The sequence below is a fragment of the Streptomyces sp. CB00455 genome (assembly GCF_001905445.1).
Lineage (GTDB): Bacteria > Actinomycetota > Actinomycetes > Streptomycetales > Streptomycetaceae > Streptomyces.
This window is the reverse complement of record NZ_LIVQ01000006.1, coordinates 176,613-201,886: the sequence shown is the minus strand read 5'-3', so window position 1 is coordinate 201,886 and position 25,274 is coordinate 176,613. Positions and strand designations below refer to the sequence as shown.

Annotated in this window: 23 protein-coding genes and 1 pseudogene; 17 read left to right on the top strand and 7 right to left on the bottom strand. The window is 74.5% G+C overall.

The genetic code is table 11. From position 1 onward, the window contains the following. Nucleotides 1-100: 100 nt before the first annotated feature. Entirely contained in the window at nucleotides 101-334 is a 234-nt protein-coding gene (locus tag AMK16_RS24380) for a chaplin (RefSeq protein ID WP_073919322.1), read from the bottom strand. Between the two features lie 238 nt (nucleotides 335-572). After that, nucleotides 573-983 carry a rodlin gene (locus AMK16_RS24375; protein WP_073919319.1) on the bottom strand — a complete coding sequence of 137 codons (411 nt, stop codon included), beginning with the start codon at nucleotides 981-983 and terminating at the stop codon, nucleotides 573-575. 287 nt (nucleotides 984-1,270) lie between these two features. Between AMK16_RS24375 and AMK16_RS24370 the strand changes: the two genes are divergently transcribed. The 9 genes and pseudogenes from AMK16_RS24370 (at nucleotide 1,271) to AMK16_RS24325 (ending at nucleotide 12,989) form a co-directional block, all read left to right on the top strand. Continuing rightward, nucleotides 1,271-2,362 carry a DUF3344 domain-containing protein gene (locus AMK16_RS24370; protein WP_073919317.1) on the top strand — a complete coding sequence of 364 codons (1,092 nt, stop codon included), beginning with the start codon at nucleotides 1,271-1,273 and terminating at the stop codon, nucleotides 2,360-2,362. 19 nt (nucleotides 2,363-2,381) lie between these two features. Then, nucleotides 2,382-3,572, top strand: coding sequence for a glycosyltransferase (locus tag AMK16_RS24365; protein WP_073919315.1), 1,191 nt, complete (start codon nucleotides 2,382-2,384; stop codon nucleotides 3,570-3,572). Next, the gene (locus tag AMK16_RS24360; RefSeq protein WP_073919312.1) at nucleotides 3,569-5,119 is read left to right on the top strand and encodes an exopolysaccharide biosynthesis polyprenyl glycosylphosphotransferase; all 1,551 of its coding nucleotides are present in this window, start codon (nucleotides 3,569-3,571) and stop codon (nucleotides 5,117-5,119) included. Before AMK16_RS24365 ends, AMK16_RS24360 begins: the two co-directional genes overlap by 4 nt. Then, on the top strand, nucleotides 5,119-6,513 hold the full coding sequence (locus AMK16_RS24355) for an O-antigen ligase family protein (protein WP_079191693.1): 1,395 nt from the start codon (nucleotides 5,119-5,121) through the stop codon (nucleotides 6,511-6,513). Before AMK16_RS24360 ends, AMK16_RS24355 begins: the two co-directional genes overlap by 1 nt. Before the next feature lie 584 nt (nucleotides 6,514-7,097). Next, nucleotides 7,098-8,819 carry a murein biosynthesis integral membrane protein MurJ gene (murJ, locus tag AMK16_RS24345; RefSeq protein WP_443333601.1) on the top strand — a complete coding sequence of 574 codons (1,722 nt, stop codon included), beginning with the start codon at nucleotides 7,098-7,100 and terminating at the stop codon, nucleotides 8,817-8,819. Next, entirely contained in the window at nucleotides 8,809-9,585 is a 777-nt protein-coding gene (locus tag AMK16_RS24340; RefSeq protein WP_073919306.1) for a polysaccharide deacetylase family protein, read from the top strand. Before murJ ends, AMK16_RS24340 begins: the two co-directional genes overlap by 11 nt. Beyond that, a pseudogene (locus AMK16_RS24335) lies at nucleotides 9,582-10,703 on the top strand (glycosyltransferase); the annotation flags it as partial. The gene AMK16_RS24340 and the pseudogene AMK16_RS24335, both read left to right, overlap by 4 nt. 391 nt (nucleotides 10,704-11,094) lie before the next feature. After that, nucleotides 11,095-11,850, top strand: coding sequence for a lipopolysaccharide biosynthesis protein (locus tag AMK16_RS24330; RefSeq protein ID WP_073919303.1), 756 nt, complete (start codon nucleotides 11,095-11,097; stop codon nucleotides 11,848-11,850). Then, nucleotides 11,847-12,989 (top strand): GNAT family N-acetyltransferase, encoded by a 1,143-nt coding sequence (locus AMK16_RS24325; RefSeq protein WP_073919300.1) that lies wholly within the window; start codon nucleotides 11,847-11,849, stop codon nucleotides 12,987-12,989. Before AMK16_RS24330 ends, AMK16_RS24325 begins: the two co-directional genes overlap by 4 nt. A 5-nt stretch (nucleotides 12,990-12,994) precedes the next feature. Here AMK16_RS24325 and AMK16_RS24320 read toward each other — a convergent pair whose 3' ends face one another. Beyond that, nucleotides 12,995-14,566: a glycosyl hydrolase gene (locus AMK16_RS24320; RefSeq protein ID WP_073919297.1), complete on the bottom strand. Its 1,572-nt coding sequence runs from the start codon at nucleotides 14,564-14,566 to the stop codon at nucleotides 12,995-12,997. Nucleotides 14,567-14,617: 51 nt separating this feature from the next. Beyond that, nucleotides 14,618-14,833, bottom strand: coding sequence for a hypothetical protein (locus AMK16_RS37430; RefSeq protein WP_242438877.1), 216 nt, complete (start codon nucleotides 14,831-14,833; stop codon nucleotides 14,618-14,620). A 27-nt stretch (nucleotides 14,834-14,860) separates the two neighbouring features. Between AMK16_RS37430 and AMK16_RS24315 the strand changes: the two genes are divergently transcribed. The 5 genes from AMK16_RS24315 (at nucleotide 14,861) to AMK16_RS36720 (ending at nucleotide 20,251) form a co-directional block, all read left to right on the top strand. After that, entirely contained in the window at nucleotides 14,861-16,180 is a 1,320-nt protein-coding gene (locus AMK16_RS24315) for a carboxylate--amine ligase (RefSeq protein WP_242438876.1), read from the top strand. Nucleotides 16,181-16,358: 178 nt separating this feature from the next. After that, complete coding sequence (locus AMK16_RS24310) at nucleotides 16,359-17,633, top strand: NAD(P)-binding domain-containing protein (protein ID WP_073919292.1); 1,275 nt, start codon at nucleotides 16,359-16,361, stop codon at nucleotides 17,631-17,633. 24 nt (nucleotides 17,634-17,657) lie between these two features. Continuing rightward, entirely contained in the window at nucleotides 17,658-17,903 is a 246-nt protein-coding gene (locus AMK16_RS24305; protein ID WP_073919289.1) for a hypothetical protein, read from the top strand. Between the two features lie 12 nt (nucleotides 17,904-17,915). Further along, on the top strand, nucleotides 17,916-20,003 hold the full coding sequence (locus AMK16_RS24300) for a SpoIIE family protein phosphatase (RefSeq protein WP_107417232.1): 2,088 nt from the start codon (nucleotides 17,916-17,918) through the stop codon (nucleotides 20,001-20,003). A 71-nt stretch (nucleotides 20,004-20,074) separates the two neighbouring features. Beyond that, nucleotides 20,075-20,251, top strand: coding sequence for a hypothetical protein (locus AMK16_RS36720; protein WP_199885549.1), 177 nt, complete (start codon nucleotides 20,075-20,077; stop codon nucleotides 20,249-20,251). A 111-nt stretch (nucleotides 20,252-20,362) separates the two neighbouring features. Here AMK16_RS36720 and AMK16_RS35270 read toward each other — a convergent pair whose 3' ends face one another. Further along, complete coding sequence (locus AMK16_RS35270; RefSeq protein WP_107417231.1) at nucleotides 20,363-20,785, bottom strand: DUF6299 family protein; 423 nt, start codon at nucleotides 20,783-20,785, stop codon at nucleotides 20,363-20,365. 173 nt (nucleotides 20,786-20,958) lie between these two features. On the opposite strand from AMK16_RS35270, the gene AMK16_RS24290 reads away from it, so the two are divergent. Both AMK16_RS24290 and AMK16_RS24285 read left to right on the top strand, forming a co-directional pair. Then, on the top strand, nucleotides 20,959-21,600 hold the full coding sequence (locus AMK16_RS24290) for a DUF4352 domain-containing protein (RefSeq protein ID WP_073919281.1): 642 nt from the start codon (nucleotides 20,959-20,961) through the stop codon (nucleotides 21,598-21,600). A 56-nt stretch (nucleotides 21,601-21,656) separates the two neighbouring features. Continuing rightward, entirely contained in the window at nucleotides 21,657-22,151 is a 495-nt protein-coding gene (locus AMK16_RS24285; RefSeq protein ID WP_073919278.1) for a DUF5949 family protein, read from the top strand. A gap of 103 nt (nucleotides 22,152-22,254) precedes the next feature. Here the strand turns inward: AMK16_RS24285 and AMK16_RS24280 are convergent, their stop codons facing one another. Both AMK16_RS24280 and AMK16_RS24275 read right to left on the bottom strand, forming a co-directional pair. Further along, on the bottom strand, nucleotides 22,255-23,520 hold the full coding sequence (locus tag AMK16_RS24280; protein ID WP_073919275.1) for a cytochrome P450: 1,266 nt from the start codon (nucleotides 23,518-23,520) through the stop codon (nucleotides 22,255-22,257). A 114-nt stretch (nucleotides 23,521-23,634) separates the two neighbouring features. After that, nucleotides 23,635-24,819 carry a low temperature requirement protein A gene (locus AMK16_RS24275; protein WP_073919272.1) on the bottom strand — a complete coding sequence of 395 codons (1,185 nt, stop codon included), beginning with the start codon at nucleotides 24,817-24,819 and terminating at the stop codon, nucleotides 23,635-23,637. Nucleotides 24,820-25,031: 212 nt separating this feature from the next. On the opposite strand from AMK16_RS24275, the gene AMK16_RS24270 reads away from it, so the two are divergent. Next, a complete protein-coding gene (locus tag AMK16_RS24270; RefSeq protein ID WP_073919269.1) occupies nucleotides 25,032-25,256 on the top strand; it encodes a hypothetical protein in 225 nt (74 codons plus the stop codon). Nucleotides 25,257-25,274 lie beyond the last annotated feature (18 nt).

Genomic DNA, 25,274 nt, shown 5'->3' with positions numbered 1-25,274 from the left:
GCCCAGCGGCCGGTACTGGATCGAAGGTGGCCCCGGAGTGCACCGCCGTGCACTCCGGGGCCACCCCGAGGAGGTTCGCCCTTGCGGGCGCGAGTCTTCGTCAGGCGTTGACGCAGGTGTTGCCGAACGCGGGGTTCAGCAGCGCGATCACGTTCACGGTGTTGCCGCAAAGGTTGACCGGGACGTTGACCGGGACCTGGATCAGGTTGCCGGACAGGACACCGGGGGAGCCCGCGGCGACGGCCGAGGCGTCGGCGTCGGCCATCGCGGGGGAGGCGGCACCTGCGGCCATGAGCACGCCCGCGGCCAGCACGACTGCCTTCTTGTACATCATTTGATTTAGATCCTTCCCTGCAGAGGCGTATCCACTGCAGAAACAACAACGAGCCGTAGCGGAAAAAGAAACCCGGACCTTCCGGTCTCTGGCGCTGAATTCGACCGATGTCCTGCGGGAATTCACAGCCGGGTCGGTCGTCTTTTCGCGCTTTTCGCAGGTACTGGAAGGCGGGTCCGACACGCGGCGAGGCCGCCGCGACCCGAAGGTACGGCGGCCTCGCCGGGGCGTTCTCCCGTCAGCTGCCGGCGGAGGCGTTGCCGGAGAGGACCGGGATGTTGTCCAGGATGTGCGAGAGGGCCTCGTCGCCCTTGGCCTGGGTGGAGTTCTCGGTGCACTGCTGGTTCTGCGGGCTGGACAGGACGGGGATGTCCTGGACGCCGACGTTGACCAGGGCGAGCACGGACTGCACGTTGGCCTTCGCGGGCAGGGCGATGCAGGGCTTGTTGAAGGAGCCCTGGATGAGCGCCATCTGCGGGCTCATGTTGCCGTAGGTGGCCTGGTTGCCGTAGATCTGCGAGGCGCCGTTGCCGTTCACGGTGTTGATGCCGTTGTCGTTCCCGATGGCCATCGCCTGCGGCGCCATGGCGGCGCCCATGCCCACGACCGAGGCCGCAACCGCTGCCGTGGCCATCATCTTCTTGATCATTGTCGTCCCTTTTTTGCAGGATTGCCTGGTGCAGGAGCACCCGGAACAACGCCCGGTCCCCCGCTCGGGGTGCGTGGCTTCACTCGTATGCCGCTGTTTCGCGCCGCGCGGTTGACGGCCGGGCGTTCACCTCGAACAAATGCCGCCCTCATGAACGACCTGCCCGCTTCCAGGGTGCGTGCCATCGCCCAAAAGGCCGTACGAGCGAGTCCGGCGTGATTTCCAGCCCGATTTCTGACAAAGTTCACTCCTGTTTTGTCCCCTTGATCGAATATGGAGACAGGGTCATGGGTTCCTCCCGAAGAATCCTCGGCACGCTCGGTCTGCTGTCCTGCCTCACACTTTCCGCGTACGTCCCGGCGGCCGGGGAGGCCGTTCCCGCGCCGGCGGAAATGCCCCGCCTCCCCTTCACCCAGCGTTACCAGGCCGTGCGGCACGGCGGGCTGGTACGGGCCTCCAACTCCGGTATCGGCTGCCGCCGGGAGGAGTCCCCGCAGGCCGAACCGTGCGCGGACGTCAAGCGGGGCGCAGCCGGCGTCAACGGCGACTTCGACATGTTCTACAGCGACGTCGACAGCGACCCGGACACCTACAACTCCACCCGGGCCGAGCTCAAGGTCCCGCAGGGTGCGGAGGTCTCGTACGCCCGGCTGTACTGGGGCGGGAACCTGCGGGTGGGCGAGCAGAAACCCCCGCAGGACAACGGCCGGGTGCTGGTCGCCGAACCGGGCGGTGCCTACAAGGAGGTGCTGGCCGACACGGTGATGGGCCACCGCACGGACGCGGGGAGCGACGCCTACCAGGCCTCCGCCGATGTGACCCCGCTGGTGCGCAAGGGTGGCGCGGGGATGTGGACGGTGGCGCAGCTCAACATCGCCATGGGCCACTCCGAGGTCGGGGCCTGGGGCGGCTGGACGCTGGTCGTCGCCTACGAGCACCCGCAGGAGCCGGTGCGCCGGATCTCCCTGTGGGACGGCTTTGAGGCGCTCTACGCCCGCGCCGGCGAAGGGCTGGTCGAACTCGACGGCCTGGACGCGCCGGCCGGCGCCGCGGGCAAGGTCGGCGTGGTGGCCTACGACGGGGACCGGGGCGTCCTCGGTGACTCACTCACCGTGACGGCCGGCAGTGGCCGAAGGGTCGGCATCAGTGATGCAGAAAATCCTTTTAATGATGTTATGAATTCCACGATCACGGAATTCGGACAGCAAACGTTCGTGCGACAGCCCGATCATGTGAACAATCTCGGATATGACGCGGACGTGTTCGACCTGAGCCCCGCTCTGTCCGGTGGCGCCCGCAGTCTGAGCTTCACGTTCACGGGCGAAAGTCAGGGTCATTTCCTCGGCGTGCTCTTCGTGCAGACAGACGCGCGCCGCTGAACGCAGGAGACCACTCCACGTGCCCACACAGCCTGGGGCAGCAGCACAGCCCACGACCGTCCTCCACCTCTCCCAGCCCGTAGACGGCGGTGTCGCCCGGGTCGTCGTCGACCTCGTCCGCGCCCAGCGGGCGGCCGGCCTGCGCGCCGTCGTCGGCTGTCCGCGCGGCGGTGTGCTCGCCGATGCCGCCCGGGAAGCGGGCGCCGAGGTGCTCACCTGGCGCGCCGGGCGCGCCCCCGGACCCGGGCTGCCCGCCGAAGTGCTCGGCGCCCGGCGGCTGCTGCGCCGGGTCCGGCCCGACCTGCTGCACGCCCACAGCGCCAAGGCCGGGCTGGCCGGCCGGCTCGCCGCGTGCGGGACCCTGCCCACCGTCTTCCAGCCCCACGCCTGGTCCTTCGACGCCGTCGGCGGGGCCACCGCAGCACTCGCGCTGCGCTGGGAGAGGTACGGCGCACGCTGGGCCGACCGGGTGCTCTGCGTCAGCGAGGCCGAACGCCGAGCGGGCGAGTCCGAAGGCATCACCGCCCGCTGGTCGGTCATCCGCAACGGCGTGGACCTGGACCACTTCCGGCCCGGCGGGGCCGACCCCGACCAGGACAAGGCCCGGGCGCGCGCCGGGCTGCCGCTGCCCACCGCCTTCCGGCGGGACGGGCCGCTCGCCGTCTGCGTGGGCCGGCTCTGCCCGCAGAAGGGCCAGGACGTCCTGCTGCGGGCCTGGCCGGAGCTGCTGGGCACCGTGCCCGGCGCGCGCCTCGCCCTCGTCGGCGACGGCCCCGACGCCGAACGGCTGCGGCGCACCGCCCCGCCCGGGGTGCTCTTCGCCGGCGCCGCCCCCGACATCCGACCGTGGCTTCGGGCCGCCGATCTCGTTGTACTGCCGTCGCGGTGGGAAGGCATGGCGCTCGCCCCGCTCGAAGCCATGGCCTGCGGCCGCCCGGTCCTGGTCTGCGACGTCAGCGGTGCCCGGGAGAGCCTGCCGCCCGGCCAGGGACGGCTGTGCCTGGTGCCGCCGGAGCAGCCGACGGCACTGGCCAAGGCCCTGGGACGGCTGCTCGCCGACCCGCGGCTGCTCGCCGAACTCGGGGAGCAGGCCCGCCAGCACGCCCGGACCGACTTCGACGTGCGGCGGACCACGGACGCGGTCACCGGCCTGTACCACGAACTGCTGGGCAGGCCCCGGCCCTTGAACCAGGAGCGCATCAGCCGATGACGATGGACAGCGCACCCGCCCGGCACACCGGGCAGGGCGGAACGGGGCCCGCCGGCGGCAGCGCCTTCGCACCCGCGCCCCCCGCAGCAGCCCGCCGTTCCGCGACCGCCATCCACCCGCCGCGCGGACCCCGGGCCGATCCGGCCCGGGCCGCGGTGCGCCCGGGGCGCAGCCGCCGCCACGGGAGTACGACGGGGGCGCTGCCGCTGCTCGCCGCCGACGCGCTGGCCGTCGTACTCACCGCGGCGGCCCTGCCGGAAGCGGGCGTGGGCGCAGCGGCGCTGCCGCTCCAGGCGACGGCGCCGATCGCCCTCCTGCTGACCGCACTCCACGCGCAGGCCGGCCTCTACCGGCCCCGGCTCGCCCCCTCGGCTCTGCTCGAACTGCCCGCGCTGGCCGCACGCTCCGCCGTCCTGTGGTGCGCCGCCGCCACGGTCGTCGCCGCCGCGGACCCCGCCGGGGCGCTGAGCTGGAGCGCGCTGCTCACCGCCGTCTGCCTACAGGCCGTACTGGTCTGCGCGGGACGCGGATGCGTCAACCAGCTCCGCCGCCGGAGCCGTCTGCGCAAGCCCGCCTCCGCCCTCGTCGTCGGTCCGGGCGCCGGGGCCGGGGTGGTCGCGGCGGCCCTGCACGGGCGCCCCGAATACGGGCTGCGGCCCGTCGGGCTCGCCGACACCGCGGACGCCGCCGACGGCGACCCCGGGCCGCTGCCGGTCCTCACGACCCACGAGGACGTCCGGCGCGCGGTCATCCAGAACTCCGTGCGGCACGCGGTCTTCACCCGCCCGCCCGAGGCCGACGAGCGCACCGCCTCCCTGGTCCGCCTCTTCCACGACCACGGCTGCCGGCTCTGGCTCGCCGACCCGGCCGGCACCGCCAAGATCACCGGCATGCGCGTGGCGAACCCCGCCGACCAGCTGTGGGGGTACGCCGTCCAGCCGCTGCTGCCCCGCCCCGCGCGGCCGCTGGAGCGCTGGGCCAAGCGCGGCATCGACACGGTGCTCGCGCTGGCCGCGCTGACCGCCGCCGCGCCCGTGCTGGGTGCCTGCGCACTGGCCGTACGGATCTGGGACGGTCCGGGGGTCGTCTTCCGGCAGGAGCGGGTGGGCCTGTACGGGCGCCCCTTCACCCTGCTGAAGTTCCGGACGCTGCGCGCCGACGAGCACGAGTCCGCCACCCGGTGGACGGTCGCCGGGGACCACGGGATGAGTCCCGTCGGCTCCTTCCTGCGCAAGTCCTCCCTGGACGAACTTCCGCAGCTGTGGAATGTCGTCCGGGGTGACATGAGCCTGGTCGGCCCGCGGCCCGAGCGGCCGTTCTTCGTCGCCAAGTTCTCCACCGTCCACCCCGGATACGAGGCGCGGCACCGGATGCCCGTCGGCATCACCGGCCTGGCACAGATCAACGGCCTGCGCGGTGACACCTCCATCGAGGACCGCGCCCGCTTCGACAACCACTACATCGACACCTGGTCGCTGTGGCAGGACCTGTGGATCCTCGCCCGCACCGCGGCCTCCTTCTTCCGCTTCCGGCTGGGGGGCAGCTGATGAGCCTCGCCCTGTCCCGGTACGTGCCGCGGCCGGACGTGGCGGGGCTGCTGCGCCGGCACTGGCCGCTGCTGCCGCTCGCCGCGACCGTGCTCCTGCTGCTGGCCCCCCTCCCGGCGGGGGACGCGACCGCCTCCGGGAAGGTGGGCCCGGCCGATGCGGCCTCGTTGCTGCTGGTCTTCGTCTGCGCGGTGCAGGCGCTGCGCGGGCGGGTGCGGACGCTGAGCCCGCTGGGCGTGCTCGTGCTCGGGGTGCCCGCCGTGGGGCTCGCCGTCGCGACGATGACGGCGGGGGACCCGTACGTGGCCCTGCCGGGCTTCGTGCGCTACCTCCAGGTCTTCGTGCTGGTCCCGGCGGCCGTGGTGCTGCTGGTGCGCGACGCGGCGGAGTTCCGGCTGGCCGCCGGGTGCTTCGTGGTCCTGGCCCTGGTGCAGGGCGCGGTGGGGGTCGTGCAGTTCGCGACCCACACAGGGGCCTCCTACCAGGGCGAGGACATCCGGGCCGTCGGCACCTTCGGGCCCGGCGACGTCATGGGCATGGCCACCGTCGTGGCGTACGGGCTGGTCGTGGCCACCGCCGCCGCGTTGGCGCCGGGGCTGTCGGGGCGGGTCCGGCGGGTGGCGGCGGGCGCGGCGCTGTCCCTGGTGCTGCCGCTGGTGCTGTCCTTCAGCCGGGGCGCCTGGATCGCCACCGCCGGTGCGGCGGTGCTGGTGATGGTGCTGTCCGGGATCCGGCGCGCCCTGACGGTGCTGGTCGCGCTGGGCGCCGCCGGGGTCGTCCTGGTGGGCGGGCTGGGAGTGGGCTCCGAGATGGTGGCGGAGCGGCTGACCTCCATCACCCAGGTTTCCAGCGCCCCCGACCAGTCGGTGACCGACCGCTACACCATGTGGGCCGCCGCGGAGTCGATGTGGCGTGAGCGGCCCGCGGTCGGGGTGGGCCTCAAGGGCTTCCCGGCCAACCGTGACGGGCACTCCTCGCTGGGGCTGTCCTCCGGCAGTGACACCGGCGGCGCGGGGCAGGCGTACCTGCGCCAGCCTCTGCTCTCCCCGCACAACATGTACCTGCTGATCCTGAGCGAGCAGGGCCTGATCGGCCTGACCGCACTGGTGGGCGGCTGGGCGGCGCTGCTGGTGGCGGGGGTGCGGCGGGTCGCCGCCGGCGCGGGGGCCCGGGACTGCGGGCTGATCGCCACCGGACTGTTCGTGTGGCAGCTGACCGACTTCCTCTACGCGGACATCGGCGGGCCGTCCACCGTCCTGACCGGGGTGATCATCGGACTGGCCGCCTGGTGGGCGCTGGTTCCCCCGCAGGACACCGGCGCGATCGGCTCCGGCGCGATCGGCTCCGGCGCCGCGCCGGGCCGGCGGGTCCACGACGGGCCGGCGGCCCGGTGACGGACACGACGCCCTGGCGGCGGCCCGTGGCCGCGGTGACCGACGTCGCCGCGGCTACGGGCCGTCCACCGCACTCACCACCCCCACCGCACCCACCCCGGCCGCCGCACACACCCCGGCCGCCCGATCCGCCGGGTCCGGCGGATCACGCGCCGCCGCCCGGCCCGACCGCCCAGACCGCCACGCCGGCCCACCCCGGCCCGGACACCCGGTCCGGCCACGCGGCTCCCGCCGGTCCGGAGCGTCCCGGTCCCGCGCCGGAGCCACGGGCGCCCTCCACCGCGGGGCCGGACTTCCCCGGCCGGGGGCGGGTGCTGCCCGGGGGCACGCCGGCCGTACACCTCCCGCGGCCCGGTGCCGCGGCTCCGGCCGGTCCCGGCGGCCCGCTCCGCGGACCGGTGCTTCCCGGCGCCGCCGCACCGGGCGGCGCCGGCGCGGAAGGTCCGCTGCGTGGGCCGGTGCTGGCCGGCGGCGGCGCCGGCCGTCCCGCACCGGCGGCCGGGCCGGGGTCCGGCTCCGCCGAGGCGCGGCCTCCGGGCCCCGGCGCGGGACGGCTCGCGCCGCCGGGACGGTCCGGGCGGCCGGTGGGCCGGCCCGGGGCCGCCCCGGCCGGACCCCCGTCTCCCCGGACGGGGGCGCACCGTACGGGCGGGCCGCCCCGGCCGCCCACCGTCCCCCGCGGCGGTGGCGGGCCGGCTCCGCTCGGACGGTTCCTCGCCAGGGCCGCCGCCGTCACCGCCGGACTGACCGCCGCCGGCGCGGTCTTCGGGCTCGTGCGGGACCAGACCATCGCGCACCTCTTCGGCGCCGGGCACGACAGCGACGCGTTCCTCATCGCCTGGACCGTCCCCGAGATGGCCTCGACGCTGCTCATCGAGGACGCGATGGCCCTGCTGATGGTGCCCGCCTTCAGCCAGGCCCTGGCCCGGCGGGCGGCCAGCCGGGCAGGGCGCACCCGCAAGGAGGCCCGGGCGCAGGACCCCGTACGGTTGCTGGTGGGGGCGACCCTGCCGCGGCTCTTCGTCCTGCTGGCCGCCGTGACCTCCGTGCTCATCGTGGCCGCTCCGCTGGTCGTCGCCGTCCTCGCACCGGGCCTGCCCGACCCGGAACTGGCCGTCCAGTGCACCCGGCTGACGGCGCTGACGGTGCTGTCCTTCGGCGTCGCCGGGTACTTCAGCGCCGCCCTGCGAGCGCACAGGTCCTTCCTCCCGCCCGCCGCGATCTACATCTCCTACAACGTCGGCATCATCGGCACCATGGTCGCCCTGCACGCGCTGTGGGGGGTGCGGGCCGCCGCCGCCGGGGTCGCCGCCGGCGGCCTGCTGATGGCCCTCGTCCAACTGCCCGCCTTCGTCCGCGACGTGGGCTTCGGCCCGCACCGGGCCAAGGGCGCCCCCCGCCGCCGGCGGGACCGGGACCGCCCCACCCTCATCGCCTTCGGCCTCATCGCCCCCGTCATCTTCTTCGCCGTCTTCCGGCAGTCGCAGGTCCTCGTCGAGAGGTTCCTCGCCGCCTCCCTGCCGCCCGGGGCGATCTCGCACCTCAACTACGCGCAGAAGGTCGCGCAGATGCCGATGGTGCTGTCCCTGATGATCTGCACCGTCACCTTCCCCGTCGTCGCCCAGGCCATGGCGGGGGGCGAGCTGGAGAAGGCCCGCCGCCGGGTCGAACGGGACCTCGCCCTCGCCTCCCTCGCCGTCCTGCTGGGCAGCGCCCTCGTCATCGGCTACGCGCCCCAGATCATCGAGGTCCTCTTCGAACGCGGCGCCTTCACCCACCAGGACACCCTCGCCACCGCCTCCGTCATGCGGGTCTACGGCATCGGGCTCCTCGGCCACTGCCTCGTCGGAGCACTGTCCCGGCCCTTCTTCTCGACCGCCCGGCCCACCTGGTTCCCGGCGCTCGCGATGGGTGCCGGACTGCTCGTCAACATCGGGGCCGGCGCCCTCGCCGTCGGCCGGTGGGGCACCTACGGCATCGCGGCCGCCAACGCCGCCGGCATCTCCACCACCGCCGTCCTGCTGCTCACCGGACTCGGCTCCCGCATCATCGCCATCCAGGTCCGCCGGGTCGCCGTCAGCATCGGCCGGCTCGCCGTCTCGGCCGGCGCCGCCTGTGCGACCGGCTGGCTCGCGGGCCCGATGATCCCCGACCCGGTGATCAGTGCCGCCCTCGGCTGTCTGCTGGTCCCGGCCATGTTCGGGGCCACCGGCATGGCCATACGCGCCCTGGAGATCACCGCTCTGCCCGGTCAGCTCGCCCCGTACTCCTCCCAGTTCACGCAGAGGTTCCGCAATGTCCGCTGACACCGACACGGCGCCCGCCGCCGTGGTGGCACCCGCCCGCCGGACCGCTTCGCCGTGGGTCCTGATGTACCACTCGGTCTCCGAGTTCACCGACCCCGCCGAGGACCCGTACGGGATCACCGTCACTCCCCGGACCCTGGAGGCGCAGCTGCTGTGGCTGCGCTCCCGCGGCCTGCGCGGGGTGTCGGTCGGCGAACTGCTCCGGGCCCGGGCGGCCGGACGCGCGGCCGGGATGGTCGGGCTGACCTTCGACGACGGCTACACCGACTTCCTGACCCAGGCGCTCCCGATGCTGCGCCGCCACGACTGCACCTGCACCCTCTTCGTGCTGCCCGGGCGGCTCGGTGTGGACAACGTGTGGGACCCGCTGGGGCCGCGCAAGTCCCTGCTGACCGCCGAGGGCATCCGCGAGGTCGCCGCCGCCGGGCAGGAGATCGGTTCGCACGGGCTGCTCCACCAGGACCTCACCGCGACCACCGACGAGACCCTCCAGCAGGAACTGCGGGGCAGCCGCGACCTGCTGCGCGAGCTGACCGGCACCCTCCCGGAAGGCTTCTGCTACCCCTACGGCCACCTCGACGCCCGCGTCGTCGCAGCCACCCGGGACGCCGGTTACGGGTACGCCTGCGCCATCGACCCCGGCCGGCTCGCGGGCCCCTACGCCCTGCCCCGTACGCACGTCAGCCAGGCCGACGGAGCCGCGCGACTGCGGATCAAGCACCTGCGCCACCAGGTCCGGCAGCTGGGCCGGGGGGTGCACCGGTGAAGGCGCTGCACGTCATCACGGGACTGGGCGTCGGCGGCGCCGAACAGCAACTGCGCCTGCTGCTGCGGCACATGCCGATGCGGTGCGACGTGCTGACGCTGACGAACCCAGGGCAGGTCGCCGAGGGGCTGCGCGCCGACGGCGTGCGCGTCGTGCACCTGGGGATGCGGGGCAACCGGGACCTGGGCGGGGTGCCGAGGCTGGTGACGTTCATCCGGCGCGGCCGCTACGACCTCGTGCACACCCACCTCTACCGGGCCTGCGTGTACGGGCGCCTCGCCGCGCGGCTCGCGGGCACCCGGGCGGCCGTGGCCACCGAACACTCCCTCGGCGAGACCGAGATCGAGGGCCGGCCGCTGACCGGCGGCGTGCGCGCCCTCTACCTCGCCAGCGAGCGCCTCGGGGCCGCGACCGTGGCCGTCTCCGACACGGTGGCCGCCCGCCTGGAGGGGTGGGGGGTGCCGGCCGCCCGGGTCCACGTCGTGCCGAACGGGATCGAGTCCGTACGTTTCCGCTTCGACGAGGGTGTACGGCGGGCCACGCGTACCCGGATCGGGCTGCCGGAGCGGGCCTTCGTGGTCGGCGGCGTCGGCCGGCTGGTGCCGGGCAAACGGTTCGACGTCCTGGTACGGGCCGTGGCCGCGCTGCCGGGCGCCCACCTGCTGCTGGCCGGGGACGGAGCCGAACGCGCCGCGCTGCGCCGGCTCGCGGCCGAGCTCGGTGCGCAGAGCCGGATCCACCTGCTGGGGGAGCGGGACCCACTGGGCGACAGCGCGGACGGCCGTACTCACGGGATCCCGGCGCTGCTGGCCGCCATGGACGTCTTCGTCTCCCCGTCGCGCGAGGAGACCTTCGGCCTCGCCGTGGTGGAGGCCCTCGCCGCCGGGCTGCCGGTGCTGCACGTGACCTGCCCGGCCATCGACGACCTGCCCACCGCCCAGGCCCCCGGGGCCCGGCGCATCGGACCCGGCACGGAGGAACTGGTCGCGGCGCTGCGCGGCCACATGGAGGCGGGCGCACGCCGGCTGCCCCCGCCGCCGGTGGTCCGCCACTACGACATCGCCCGCAGCGCGCGGCAGCTGCTCGACGTCTACGACCTCGCCCTCGGCGCCGCGCCGCGCTCCACCGCCGGAGCCGCCGGAGCCGCCGGAGCCGCCGGAACCGCCGGAGCCGCCGGAGCCGCCGGAACCGCCGGAGCCGCCGGGACCGCCGGGGCGGGGGCCCGTGCGTCGGGCCTCGCGTCTGCGCCCGGTCCCGCGTCTGCGCCGGGCCTCGTGTCCGCGCGCGGCCCCGCCTCCGCGCCCGGCCCCGCCTTCGGCGCGGTCTCCGCCCCGGGGGCGGGGCGCGGGTCCGGTCCGGCCGGCGAGCGCGCCGACGCCGGTTCGCCGGGCTCCCCGCCGGGAGCCGCGGCGGAGCCGGCCGGCGGCGCCGGCTGACCCGCACGCCCGATCACCGGGTCCCGGCCGGGACCCGACGGAACCCCCTTTCATCCAGGAAGCGAGCACGCCCATGGCCGACACCGCCGACCAGCACACGTCCGAGAAGAAGCCCGAGAGGAAGTCCCGGAGCGAGGCGGGGCCGAAGTCCGGCCGCCGCTCGGGGAAGCGGCCAGGGCGGCGGCTCGCGTCGCCGCCCGTGTGGTGGCCGCTGCCCGCCTGCGCCCTGCTCGGGCTGGCCGCAGGCGGAGCGTACGGGGTGCTGAAATCCCCCGAGTACGCGGCCACCAGCTACGTCGTCGCCGTGCCGGACGACACCACCGAACCTGCCACCGCCCTCGGCTTCGCGCAGGCCTACGCCCGCATCGCGACCAGCAACTCCACCCTCGCCTACGCCCAGCCCCGCGCCGGCGTCGATGCCCGCAGGCTGCGCACCCAGGTGCGGGCCGAGACCTCCCCCGAGTCACCGATGATCGCGATCACCGGGACCTCCAAGAGCCCCGCCGAGGCCGCCGAGATCGCCAACGCCGTCGCGGACGCACTGTCCCTGAGCAGCAATCAGGCCGCCAAGAACACCGGCGTCCAGCTGCTGCTGTTCAACCAGGCCGTCACGCCCACCGAGCCCGCCTCGCCGTCCGCTCCCCTCAGCGGAGCCGTCGGACTGTGCGCCGGCGGGCTGCTCGGCGGGCTGTGGCTCCTCGCCCGGCCCGGCCGCCGCAAGGGGAGGGAGGAGGCGCAGGCCGGCGTCGAGCCGGTGGTGGAGGGGTACCCCTCGCTCCCCGCCCAGAGCGAGCACACCGAAACCAAGGAGAAGGAGTCCGCGCGATGACCGCGGGCTCCGACGGGGCCCTGTCGGTGACGCTGTGCCGCGATCCCCGGCAGTTCGCAGCGCTGGAGGAGCCGTGGAACCGGCTCCTGCGCGCCTGCCCCACCGCCACCCCCTTCCAGAGCCACGCCTGGCTGCACTCCTGGTGGCTGTCGTACGGGAAGGACGGCCGGCTGCGGACCATCCTCGTGCGGCGCGGTGAGGAGCTGGTCGGGGCGGCCGCGCTGACGCTGGTCCACCGGCCGCTACCGCTGCTCGTGCCGCTCGGCGGACCCATCACCGACTACTTCGACGTGCTCGTCGACGCGCGGTGCGCCGACGAGGTCGTCCCGGCGCTGGCCCGGGGGCTGCACCGGGCCGCGCGGCGGGCGGTCGTCGACCTGCGCGAGGTGCGGCCCGGCGCCGCTGCCGAGGCGCTGTACCGGCACTGGCCCGGCGTCCGCAGCAAGCTCACCGACTCCACCTGCATGGAGTTGCCCACGCTGCCCTTCGACGAGCTGGTCAAGCGGATGCCGGCCTCCGGCGCCCAGCGGGTCCGGGCCAAACTCCGCAAGACCGACGCGACCGGGATCGAAGAGCACGAGGTCTCCGAGCAGGAGGTGCCGGGCGCGGTGCGCAATCTGCTGCGGCTGCACGAGAAGCAGTGGCGCGGGCGCGGGGTGACCCCGGAGCACCTCAGGCCGCGCTTCGCCGAGCACCTGACCCGGGCCACCCGGCGGATGGTGCGGGCCGGGGAGGGCCGGCTGACGGAGTTCCGACTCGACGGAGAAGTGGTGGCGGCCAACGTCACGCTGCTGTCCGCCGGACTGAGCGGCGGTTACCTGTACGGCGCCGATCCGGACCTGCGCACGCGCAAGGTGGACGTGGCGACGCTGCTGCTGCGCCACGAGGCCCGCCGGGCGCTCGCCGAGGGGCGCCCGGTGGTGAGCTTCCTGCGGGGCAGTGAGCCGTACAAGAACCACTGGCGGCCGCGGACGGTGGTCAACCAGCGGTTCCTGCTGTCCACCACCGCGCTCGCGCCCCTGCTGCGGCTGCACGAGTCGCAGGTGATGGGGCGCGGGCTGGCGGTGGACGCGCTGCGGGAGGCGTTGCCGGCCGCCAGGGACTGGCGGGCGCGGCTCAACGAACTGCGGGTGCGATGACCCGTCTAGAACGGCCAGAAGCCCGATGCCCTGCCCCAGTCGAGCTGGACGCAGACCGACTGCCTGCCGACCAGTCTGGAGAGCCATTCGCCGAAGTTGAGCGGGACACACCACTGCATGGTGTTGACCGCCGGCTTCGCCGGCTGCGGCGGCTGCGGCGGTGTGGGCTCGGGCTTCGGCACGGCCGGGCTCGGTACGGGGCTCGGCGCTGCCGGGCTCGGCGTGACCGGCGTGGGGACCGGGGCCGGGGTCGGGTCCGGCGCCTCGGGTGTGGGGAGCTGCGGTGTGGGCTCGGACGTCTGTACCGGAACCTGTGGCGTGGGGAGCTGCGGGCTGGGGGTGACCGGCACCGGGGTGGCGGGGAGCGGGACCCCGGGGCTCGGACTCACCGGGGCCGGGGACTGCGGCGACGGGACGAGCGGGCTCGGGGTTGTCGGAGCAGGGGCCTGCGGCGACGGCGTCACGGGCGAGGGCTTGGGGACCGGGGGCGTCGGGACCTGCGGGCTCGGGACCTGCGGTGTGGGCACGTGGGGCGTGGGGACGACCGGCGTGGGCACCACGGGCGTGGGCACCACCGGGGTCGGGATCACCGGGCCGGGCTTCTCCGGCGTCAGCGCGTCACGGAAGACCTTCGCGGACTGCGGGTTCTGCTTGCACTGCCACACGCCGTGCGGGCAGTAGTCGGTGATGGTGTGGTAGAGCGGCTTGTGCTGCTCGATCCACTTCAGCATGCGGCGGACGTATTCCGGATTGTCCCCCCGCCGGAACAGGCCCCACTCCGGGTAGGAGATCCGCTTGCCGTGTGCTTTCGCGAAGTCGACGTGCTCCTGGAGACCGTACGGCTGGGTGACCTGGTCGTCGAAGCTCCGGCCGGGACCCTGGTCGTAGGTGTCCATGCCGATGACGTCGACCACGTCGTCGCCGGGGTAGCACCTGGTCCAGCCGATGGCGTCCGTCCCCCTGTTCGGAGCGAAGTCGAAGGTGAACTCCTGTCCGGGCACCGAGCGCATCGTGGTGACGACGCGCCTCCAGTACGCCTTCCAGTTCTCCGGATCGGGGCCGCACCGGTGCGTGTAGGTGCTGCCGTTCATCTCCCAGCCGAGCACGATCACTGTGTCCGGTACGTCCAGCTCCACCAGCCGCTCGGCCAGCCGCTTGAAGTGCCGGTCGTACAGGCCCCCGGCGCCCGCCCTGATCAGCTGCGCCACCTGGTGGTCGGGCACGCGGCCCTCGTTGTGCTCCTGCATGGGCACGTTGAGGACGAACATCCGCTCGTCCTCGGCGCGCCGCCAGTCGGCCCAGTCCTGCAGGAAGCCGACGTTCCCCTCGATGCCCGCCCACCGGTCGCCGGGCAGGTAGGTGTGGCCGACCCGGATCTGTCTGCCGCCCAGCCAGCGCGACAGGTACGGGATGCGGGCCACACCGGACGGCCCGTAGTCGAGGTAGGCGCCCATGGCGATGTCCGAGCCCCCGGACTGGTCCTTCCCGGGTGCCGCGAGCGCGGCTCCGGTGGCGAGCAGTCCGGCCGCGACCGTACCGATGCAGGTGCTCGCCAGTCGGCGGCGTGGTCTGGGCATGGCGTCTCCCGAGCTTTCCTGAATCGGTGTGCTTACCAAAGACGTTAGACATCAGATCTGACGAATGGCCTGTTCGGTGACTGCCGCGTAGGCCATTCGCAGGTGCGCACCACCCCCGCTTGGTCCGACTAGGTGAAAGACACCGTTGCCATGCACGCGCATCTCAACCATGTGCCCGCTGTTCTGCTCAGACTCGATCGCAACCCGTTCCACCACGGAACCCTTGGCGCCGTCAGATCCCTTGGCCGCAAAGGCGTGGAGGTCCATGCCGTCGTCGAGGCCGGGGGAGGCCCCATGGGGCGTTCGCGGTACCTGCACGCCGTGCACGCGGGGCCGGCCGGCGGGCTGGACCCGGAGGCGCCGCAGGCGCTGCTGGACTGTCTGACCGGGGTGTCGGAGCGGATCGGCCGGCCGGCGGTGCTCGTCGCCATGGACGATCTGAGCGCGATCGCCGTGTCGCGCGCGGCCGCTGTCCTGACGGATCGTTTCCGGATCCCCCATCAGCCCGACAACCTGCCCGCCCGGGTCGCCGACAAGGCGGAGCTCGCCCGGCTCTGCGCACGCTGGGACATCCCCCACCCGGAGACGGTCGTCCCGGCGAGCGGGGCCGAAGCCGCGGAGGCCGCCTGGCGGCTCGGTTTGCCGGTGATCGCCAAGTGGAGCCGGCCCTGGCTGCTGCCGGCCGCGGCCGGTTTGCGGAGCACCACCCTGGTGCACACCACCGCCGAGGCGCGCCGGCTGTACGAGCGCTCCGCCGAGGCCGGGAGCCGGCTGCTGCTGCAGCGGTTCCTGCCGGCCGGAGCGGACACCGACTGGTTCTTCCACGGCGCCTTCACCCGGGGCGGCCACCCGCTGCTCACGGGGTCGGGCCGCAAGGAGCTGTCCTGGCCGGTGCGTACGGGCCTGACGGCGGTGGGGCGCTGGCTGCCGGATCCGGCCGTGGAGGAGGCGGGTCTGCGGCTCGCCGAACGCCTCGGCTACCAGGGGATCCTGGACCTGGACTTCCGCCGGGACGAGCGGGGCACCTTCCGGCTGGTGGACTTCAACCCCCGGCCGGGCGCGCAGTTCCGGCTGTTCACGGACGCGGCCGGGCTGGACGTCGTACAGGCCATGTACCTGGACCTGACCGGCCAGCAGGTGCCGACGCCCTCGGGCGGCCCGGGCCGGGTGTTCGTCGCCGAGAACTACGCGCTGCTGGCGGCGGTGCGCGGCCGCTCGCTGCCGCACCGCCCCGCCCCGGCCCGGCGGGGTGCGGCGGGTCCCACCGCGCAGGCGGCTGCGGCGGGCGCGGCGGCCGGCGCCGCCGGGAGCGCGTCCGCGCCGGCGCGGGAGTTGCCCGGGGCGGAACGGGGGCGCGTCGAGACGGCCTGGTTCGCCGGGGACGACCCGCTGCCCTTCCTGGCGATGGTGGGCGCCTTCCTGGGCCGCGGCCTCGGCAAGGGGGCGCGCGCCCTGCGCGGTGTTCCCGCGCAGGGGCGTCGCACGGCGCGCGCCGTGGCCCGCGCCCCGCGCCAGCGCGGCGGGGAGCAGCCGCCCGCCTCCCCGGGCGGGGGCGCCTCCCGTCCGGTACCGCCCGAGGCCCCGGCGGAGCCCGACGAGCTGGTGACCCGTTGACCACGCCCTGCGCCGGTCTGCCGGCCGCCCCCGGCCCGCCCCGCGCGGCGGCCGGGGGCCGGCGGGTGTGCGGGGCGGGCGGGGCGCGGCGGTCCCGGCCGCTGCCGGGCGGGTCCGGGCCGGCCGCTGCCCGGGCCGGTGCGGTGACCATCGAGCGGGAGGAACGGCCGTGAGGCGGATGGACGATCTCGTGGTGGTCGGCGCGGGCCCGTACGGGCTGTCGATCGCCGCGCACGCGGCGGCCGCGGGACTCGGCGTACGGCTGCTGGGGCGGCCCATGGCGTCCTGGCGCGACCACATGCCCGTCGGCATGTACCTGAAGTCGGAGCCCTGGTCCTCCAACCTGTCCGCTCCGGAAGGGCGATACACGCTGGCCGACTACTGCGCCACCCGCGGACTGTCCGCGGAACACGGCACTCCGCTGCCCATCGGCACGTTCAGCGCGTACGGGATGTGGTTCGCCCGCCGCGCCGCGCCGCAGGTGGAGGAGGCGACCGTCACGGAAGTGACCCCGCAGGGCGGCGGCTTCCTCGTCCGCACCGCCGAGGGACCGCCACTGCTCGCCCGTACGGTCGCCCTCGCGGTCGGGGTGATGCCCTTCGTCCACCATCCGCCGGCGCTGCGGGAGCTGCCCCCGGGCCACTACTCGCACAGCAGCGGCCACCGGGACCTCACCCGCTTCGCCGGCCGCGAGGTGGCCGTGCTGGGCGCGGGGCAGGCGGCCCTGGAGACCGCCACCCTGCTGGCGGAGGCCGGCGCCCGGCCGTGCCTGGTCGCCCGGCGCTCGCGGCTGAACTGGAACACCGTGCCGCAGCCGCTGAGCCGGCCCCCGCTGCGCGCCCTGCGCGAGCCGCACAGCGGGCTGGGCACCGGCTGGCGCAGCTGGGCGTGGTCGGAGCTGCCCTGGGCGGTGCGGCGGCTGCCCGCCCCCACCCGCGAGCGGATCGCGGCGACCGCGCTGGGCCCGGCCGGCGCCTGGTGGCTGCGGGACCGCTTCGAGCGGCGCGTTCCCGCGCTGCTCGGGCACCACCTGCACCGGGCGGTGGCGGTGGGCGAGCGGACCAGGCTGGGGCTGACCACCAGGTCGGGGGAGTCCGTGGTGCTGGACGCGGCGCACGTCATCGCCGCCACCGGCTTCACCCCGGACCTGGAGCGGCTGGGGCTGCTCGACGCGGGCCTGCGGGCCTCGCTGGCGACGGTGGGCGACGGCCGCACGCCGGAGCTGAGCCCCCGTTTCGAGTCCTCGTGGCCGGGTCTGTTCTTCGCGGGGCTGCTGACGGCTCCCTCATTCGGCCCTTCCATGCGATTCGTGCACGGCGCGGGCTTCACGGCGGGGAGACTGGTCGCAGGAGTCCGCAAGCGCCTCGGCGCCCGGGGCCCGCTGCCGGACGTCACCGGGGACGCGCGGCACGACCGGGCCGCAGCCGGGCATCCCAAGACGTATCTGCGGTGAGATCCGTGGTGAGAGGGGTCCGCGATGGACGCGGAGCGAGCACAGGGCCGTGGCTGGGTACGCATTCCCGCCAGCCGCGCGGAACAGCCCGCCGCGGCCAGGTCCGCCGGGTACGACCGTGCCCCGTACGCGACGGCCTCCCCCACCGGCCAGCCGCCGATCTACCTCTCCCTCGTCTCGCGCTGGCGGGAGGCCGGACGCACCCTTCCGGGGCATCCTGACGAGGAGTGGGAGCGGCTGATCTCCCAGCCGTGCTGGCCCGGCCGTTAGGTGGTGTGTCTGGTGGCAGCGGCGGAGCGCGACGGGCCCGGGCAGGGCCGGCAGTCCCCCGTGACGGGGCCGGGGGAACGGCTCGCGCTGAACGGCATGGGCAGTTTCGAATGGGACCTGGACGCCGGCACGCTGGCCCTGGACGAGGCCGGGATGGCCGTCTTCGACCTGGAGCCGGGAGAGTTCGACGGCACCCCCGAAGGACTCGGGCTGCGGATCCCGGCGAAGGACGGCACCCGGCTCGCCGACACCGTCGTCGCGGTCCTGGAGAACGGCGAGGAGACGTACGGCGCGTACTTCACGGTGCAGCGGCGCGACGGCCGCGACCAGTGGACGCACACGCAGGGCAGGGTGCTGCGCGACGGTACGGCGCACCCGTACCGGATCGTGGGGATCGTCCGGGACGCGACGGGGGAGCTGGCCCAGGCCACGCTGCTGCGCAAGCTGGAGACGGCCCGCGCCCAGCAGACGACGATCGTCCAGCGGACCACCGAGGCCCTCTCGCGGGCGGTGACGGTCGACGACGTCACGGCCGCCCTGACCGGGGCGGGGGCACTGGAGCGGCTGGGCGCGGACGGGCTGGCCCTGGGGCTCGTCGAGGGCGGCACCATCAAGATGATCGCGCTCAGCGGCGAAACGCTGGAGATCCTCGGCGAGCGGAACCTGACCCGGCTGGACGGCTCGCTGCCGCTGTCGCACGCGGTGCTCACCCGGCAGGCACGGTTCGTCACCTCGCTCACCGCACTCGGCGAGGAGTTCCCGCTGCTCCGGGAGTACCTGGCCCGCATCCAGTACGACGCGGCCGCCTACCTGCCGCTGATCGCGCAGGCCAAGGCCATCGGCGGGCTGGTGCTGTTCTACCGGCGGCGCAGCGAGTTCAGCCCGGAGGAGCGCAACCTGTGCCTGGGCCTGGCGGGCATCGTGGCGCAGTCGCTCCAGCGGGCGCTCCTCTTCGACCAGGAGCGGGAGTTCGCGACGGGCCTGCAGGCCGCCATGCTGCCGCGCCGCATCCCCGAGATCACCGGCGGGGAGATCGCGGTCCGCTACCACTCCGCCTGGAGCGGGCGGGAGGTCGGCGGGGACTGGTACGACGTGATCGCGCTGCCCCGCGACCGGGTCGGAATCGTGGTCGGCGACGTCCAGGGCCACGACACGCACGCGGCGGCCATCATGGGCCAGTTGCGGATCGCGCTGCGGGCGTACGCGGGGGAGGGCCATCCCCCGTCGACCGTGCTGGCCCGGGCCTCGCGGTTCCTGGCGGAACTGGACACCGAGCGCTTCGCGACGTGCATGTACGCCCAGGTGGACCTGGAGACCGGCGGCGTACGGGCCGTGCGCGCCGGGCACATCGGCCCGCTGATCCGGCACACGGACGGGCGGACGGGCTGGCCGAACGTGCGGGGCGGCCTGCCGCTGGGCCTGGCCTCGGTCTTCGCACAGGAGGAGTTCCCCGAGACCCGCCTGGACCTGGTCCCCGGGGAGACCCTGGTGCTGTGCACGGACGGCCTGGTGGAGGAGCCGGGGACGGCCATCACGCAGGGCATGGAAGCCCTCGCCCACGCGGTCCGCAGCGGCCCCCAGGGGGCGGGGGCGCTCGCCGATCACCTCCTGGACCGGCTCTGGGAGCGCTGGGGCTCCGGTGACGACGTGGCCCTGCTGGTGCTGCGGCGGGCCCCCGACCCGGGCACCCACCGGGCCCCCCGCATCCACCAGTACGTCCACCAGGCCGACCCGGAGGGGCTCTCCGAGGCCCGCTACGCGCTGCGGCAGGCCCTGCGCGACTGGGGCATGCCGGATCTGGCCGACGACGTGGAGCTGGCGGCGGGGGAGCTGCTGGTCAACGCCCTGCTGCACACGGACGGGGGAGCGGTGCTGACCATGGAGGTGCTGCCGGAGCCGGTCCGCAGGATCCGGCTGTGGGTCAAGGACCGCTCCAGCGTGTGGCCGCGGCGGCGCTCCCCGGGCGAGGCGGCCACCACGGGGCGCGGGCTGCTGCTGGTGGACGCGCTGGCCACGCACTGGGGCGTGGAGTCCCGGGGCGACGGCAAGGCGGTGTGGTGCGAGTTCGACGCCACGGGCGGCCCCCGGGGCGGGTGGTGAGCGGACGGTCACGCCGAGTTGTGGAGTGCGGACGGCCGGGTGATGATGCGGAGCATGAAACGGATCGTGACGTGCGCAGGCTGAGCAAGGGCGCCGCGACGGGCATCCTGGCCCTGCTCCTGCTTGGCGTATCCCTGCTGGGGCTGTCGGGGGCCGTGGACGGGACGACGGGGAGCCCGCACCCGGAGCCCGGGTGCGGGCCGGTCGCCTTCATGTCGATGACGGGCGTCGCGCCCGAGTGCCGGTAGCGGCGGCTACCGGCCGGGCGCGTCCGGGCCGCTGCGCGCGGGGGACGTCCTGCCGGTCGGGCCGGGGCCGGGGGCTGCTCCGCCCGATCGACGGGACACCTCGTCCTCGTCCTAGGACTGGGCGATCAGCCGGATGTCCCGGCGGTCCTCCGCGACCGTGTCGATCGAGCGCGGCATCAGACCCGAGAAGTGGATCTCGTTGAGCCGGGCCTCGGCCACCGCCGGGCCGGGGTGGACGTCCGGGGTGTAACGCAGCGAGCCGGTGGCCTCCCACGCGTGCTCCCGACCGTCGCACTCCGCCTCCCCGCCGCCGAAGGCCAGCCGCGTGCCGCCCTGGACGACGGCCGCCGCGATCTGCACCTTCCCCCTGGGGGACGGGGTGTTGCAGTGGTAGGTGCCGGAAACGGTGACCGCGCCGTCCTCTGAAATGTGACCGTACGACCGTACGGTAATTCCCTGGTCGAAAGAGGTGGCGCCGGCGGGCGCCGTGAACACCGCCGTGGCGGCCAGGGCCGCCAGTCCTGCGAGGGCCATGCGCGTTCCGTGAATACCCATCGTTCCTCCGGTGGATGCGGGGGCGGGATTCCGCCGGAACGCATTGTGCTGGCAGTTGGGCGGCAACCGGCTCCACGTGCTCGTGTCGGTGTGTGCAATTGCCCGCTCGGGCGCGTGAGACTGGCCGAAATACGTCCCCGGAGGGATCCCGCATGCGCCAGTCCGCCGCTTCCGCCCGCTTTCCCGGCTTCTTTCCCGTCCGCTTTCCCGCCCGTCTCCCCGTCCTCGCGGGCGCGCTCCTGCCGCTGCTGCTGTTCGGTGCCACGGCCTGCCAGGGCGCACCGGAGCAAGCCGCCCTCGCGCCCGCGGCGGCGCCGGCCGTGCCGGGGGACGACGGGGCGCCGGGGGCCGCCGGGGAGGACCCCGGGCGCGACGGGGTGAAGGTCGCCCGTGTGGGCGAGTCCGTTCGGGTGCACGGCGCCCAGGTCGGGCGGCACCTACAGGCCGAGCTGCGCGCGTACGTGGACCCGGCGGTCAGTGTGGAGAAGGACTTCGCGCCGCCGGCGGGGAAGCGCTGGGTGGCCGCCTCGATGTCCTTCGTCAACGTCGGCGGGTCCGCCTACGGGTCCCTCGGGCACATGTGGGCGCACGACAGCGCGGGGCAGCGCCACCCGGTGGTGCCCACCGGCGAACTGACGACCGGCAAACCGCTCGTCTTCGATTCCCTCGCGGTGGGTGAGCGGGCCGAAGGCTGGGTGGTGTTCGAAATCCCGGAAAACGTGCGCGTCGTGCGGCTCCAGTACCAGGACGCGAACGTGCAGGCGAATACCGGAGAGGGATTCTGGGCCGTCTAACCCGCCCGGGTGAAAGGCCGGAAAGGCACCCGGGAGATCCCACTAGGGTGCGGCGCATGACTTCTACTCAAGCCGAAATCGACCGGTCCCAGCTCGGCACCCTTTCGGTGCTCGCCTGGATCGGCGACCCCTCCGAGGCCCACGACATCCCCTACCTCCTCGCCTACAGCCTCGGTGACGGACCGCAGGGCCGGGAGGCCGGGGAGGCCGCGGCCCGGGGGCTGCTGGAGGAGATCGGCCTTCCCATCGGCGACGTCGTCATGGACGGCACCCGCAACCCGGCCGCCTTCCCCGTGCAGATCCTGCTGGAGGGCAACCAGATCGCGCTCACCCTGCCCGGGATGAACGCCCAGTGCACCGCCCCCGACGAGTGGGTCGCCGCCGCGGACGAGAGCGGGCAGGCGTACTTCCTCTTCGCCACGCGCGCCTGGCCCGAGGCGGTCCCCGGCCGGCCGGTCGACGCCAGGACCCTCCAGGAGTTCGCGGGCGACGAGTCGGTGCTGACCAGCAGCGCCCACTGCGTCCTCGCCGTGCGGCGCCTGCAGAAGTAGCCGCCGCACCGGATGCGTGACCCGAGGTCGCCCCCCGGACCTCGTCCGGGGGACCCCGCCGGGCTGCCGGCCCGCCCGGCGGCCGACCCCTCCGAGGGCGGGCTCAGGGCCGTTCGAAGGCGAACTTCAGCGAGCGGACCCGGTTGTCGAAGTTCGACCCCGCGAAGTCCGGCAGTCCGACCGCCCGCAGCCCGACCGGCCGGGTCAGCAACTGGCGGAACAGCGCCTTCATCTCGACCCTCGCCAGGTGTGCCCCCAGGCAGAAGTGCGGGCCGCCGCCGCCGAACCCCAGGTGCGGGTTGGGGGAACGGGTGATGTCGAAGGCGTCGGGGTCGGGGAAGACGGCCTCGTCGCGGTTGGCGGAGGCGTAGTAGAGGACCACCTTGTCGCCCGGGCGGAACAGGTGCCCGCCCAGGGTGTGTTCGGCGGCGACCGTCCGGCGGAACTGGATGATCGGGGTCGAGTGGCGGATCATCTCGTCCACCGCCCCGTCGGCGTACTTCTCGAAGTCCGACAGCAGCAGGTCCCGTTGGTCCGGATGGTCGGTCAGCAGGGTCAGGCCGTGCGTGATCGCGTTGCGCGTGGTCTCCACCCCCGCCACCATCAGCAGGGAGAAGAACGCGCCGAGCTGGCGGGTCCCGAGGGCCTGGCCGTCGACATTCGCGCACACCAGCGCCGAGATCAGGTCGTCCGTGGGGTTCTTGCGCCGCTCCCGTCCGATGCGGGCGACCATCCGCTGCATCCGGGCGAGCGCGCGCAGCCCGCGGCCGGGCATCCGCAGCCGGGCGGCCAGCCCGCGCTCCACGCCGATGTTCTCCGAGGCGTGGTCGACCCGGTCGGCGATCTCCGCCCGGTAGTGCTCCGGGATGCCCATCATGTTGCAGATGACCTCCAGGGGCAGCCGTGAGGCCACCGCCGAGACGAACTCGTCGGGCTGCCCGGTGAGGACGTCGTCCACGATGCGGGCGGCCACCGCGTGGATGTCCTCCTCGGCGGCCGCCAGCAGACGGGGCGTGAAGGCCCGCTGGACGATCTTGCGCAACTGGGCGTGGTCGGCGCCGTCCAGATTGACCATCGAGTCCCCGAACAGGGCCCGCACCCAGCGAGCCGGCTCGGGGGTGGTCACGCCGGGGGCGCTCGCGAAGACCTTGGGCAGACGGCTGGCCTCCTGGACCTGGGCGTGCCGCACGAGGGCCCAGTGGCCCGGCCCTTCGGGGACGAAGACGGGGGAGTCCAGGGCGCGCAGGCGGGCGAAGGCCGCCAGGCGGCGCTCCGGGGGGAGTTGCCAGAAACCCGGCTCGGCCAGCTCCCGTCCGGGGGCGGCGGGGTCGGCGGCGCCGGTGCCGTGTCGTGGTGCCGGGAGTGTCATGGCCTGCCTCCAGTGGTGACGCGTCGTCCTGCGCTGGAGAACGGCCGGGGGGCGCGGGGGTGACGGGTGCGGCGCCGCGAACGGCCCCGCGCCGCTGCCCGCGCGCCCTTCTCGTCAGCGCCGTGCCCCGACCGCCGGCGGGGTCGGGTGGTGCGCTGCGGGCCTCTCCGAGAGGGTCACGCCGACCGCCACCGTGGCGGTGGCGACCAGGCCCGCGTAGAGGACCGCGTACGTGCCCGACCAGGTGCAGGCGAGGACGGCGGCGGCGGAGAGCGGCAGGATCAGCTGCTGGGCCGGGCCGCGCTTGAAGTGCCGGGAGTGCAGCAGCCACACCATGATCAGGAACAGCGCGGTCGGGACGGTGACGGAGGCGTTCGCGGCGAGCTGGGAGATGTGCGCCTTCCCCACCGCGTGCTCGACGGCGACCTCGATGCCCGCGCCGATCGCCGCGCCCGAGGCGAAGATCAGCAGGTGGCCGTAACCCCACGGGATGGCCACCCGGTTGGAGATGAGCCGCTCGTGCATCGGCACCGCGAAGTAGATCCACCAAGCCGCGAAGACGATCAGCAGGCCGCCGGCGGCGAGGGGCAGCAACTCGCCAAGCGCCTCGTGCTCGTCGATCGCCGACTTCACCGCCACCGTGCTCGCGGCGATCGTCTCGCCGAGCACGATGATGGTGAACAGGCCGTACCGCTCCGCGATGTGGTGGGCGTGCCACGGCGTCTGGTGGCCGCGTTCGGCGACGACCGGGACCAGCAGCTCGCACACCACCAGCACCAGGAACAGCCAGCGCCGCCAGCCCTCGGGGGCGAACAGCAGCGCCACCCAGCCGGCCTGGCACAGGACCAGGCCCGCCGCGTACGTCAGCGCGGCCGTGCGGGCCGCTCCGCTCTCTCCTGCGGCGGCGCGCAGCCACTGCGCGGTGAGCGCCACGCGCATGATCAGGTAGCCGATGACGGCCACCCTCCAGTCGTTCCCGTCGAAGGCGCGACCCACCCCGGCCGCGTAGACCAGCACGCCGGCGATCTGGACGAGCGTGGCGATCCGGTAGGGGACGTCGTCGCAGTCGTAGGCGGAGGCGAACCACGTGAAGTTCATCCAGGCCCACCACACGCCGAAGAAGACCAAGAAATAGCCGGTGACCCCGGCGCCGGGATGCCCCTCGGCCAGCGCGTGCACCAATCGGGCACCGGCCTGCGCGATCGCGACGACGAAGCAGAGGTCGAAGAACAGCTCCAGCGGGGTGGACGCGCGGTGGTCCTCGGCGCGGTTGCGGGCGGTCATGCGGGTGTAGGACATACCCGCCAGCAGACCAGAGGAAGCGGGCGCCGGCGGCCCGGACGCGCGGCCCGGACCCGGGCGGTAGCCCGGGCGGACCGGTGCCGGTCCGCCCCGGCGGTGCGGACGCCGGCGGTCCCGGTGGCGGCGGTCCCGGCGGGGCTGACCGGCACCGGACACGGGGGCGGAGCCGGGCGGGGAAGGCGCGGCCGCCCCGGCCGTACCCTGGAGGCATGAGCACCGCCCCCGGCTCCGACCCGCAGCCCGCGCAGACCGGCGTCCCTCCCGTGCCCGAGACCGGCAAGCCCCGGCCCAAGGCACGGCTCGTCTTCGACGACCCGCTGGACCAGCAGTCCTCGGACGACACCGACCGGGGCTGGGGCGAGCGGCCGCCCTCCGGCGGGAGCGCGGCGGACCTGGCCCGCTTCCTCGACGAGAAGCCCCCGCACCACATCTGAACCGCCGGGGCGGCGGCC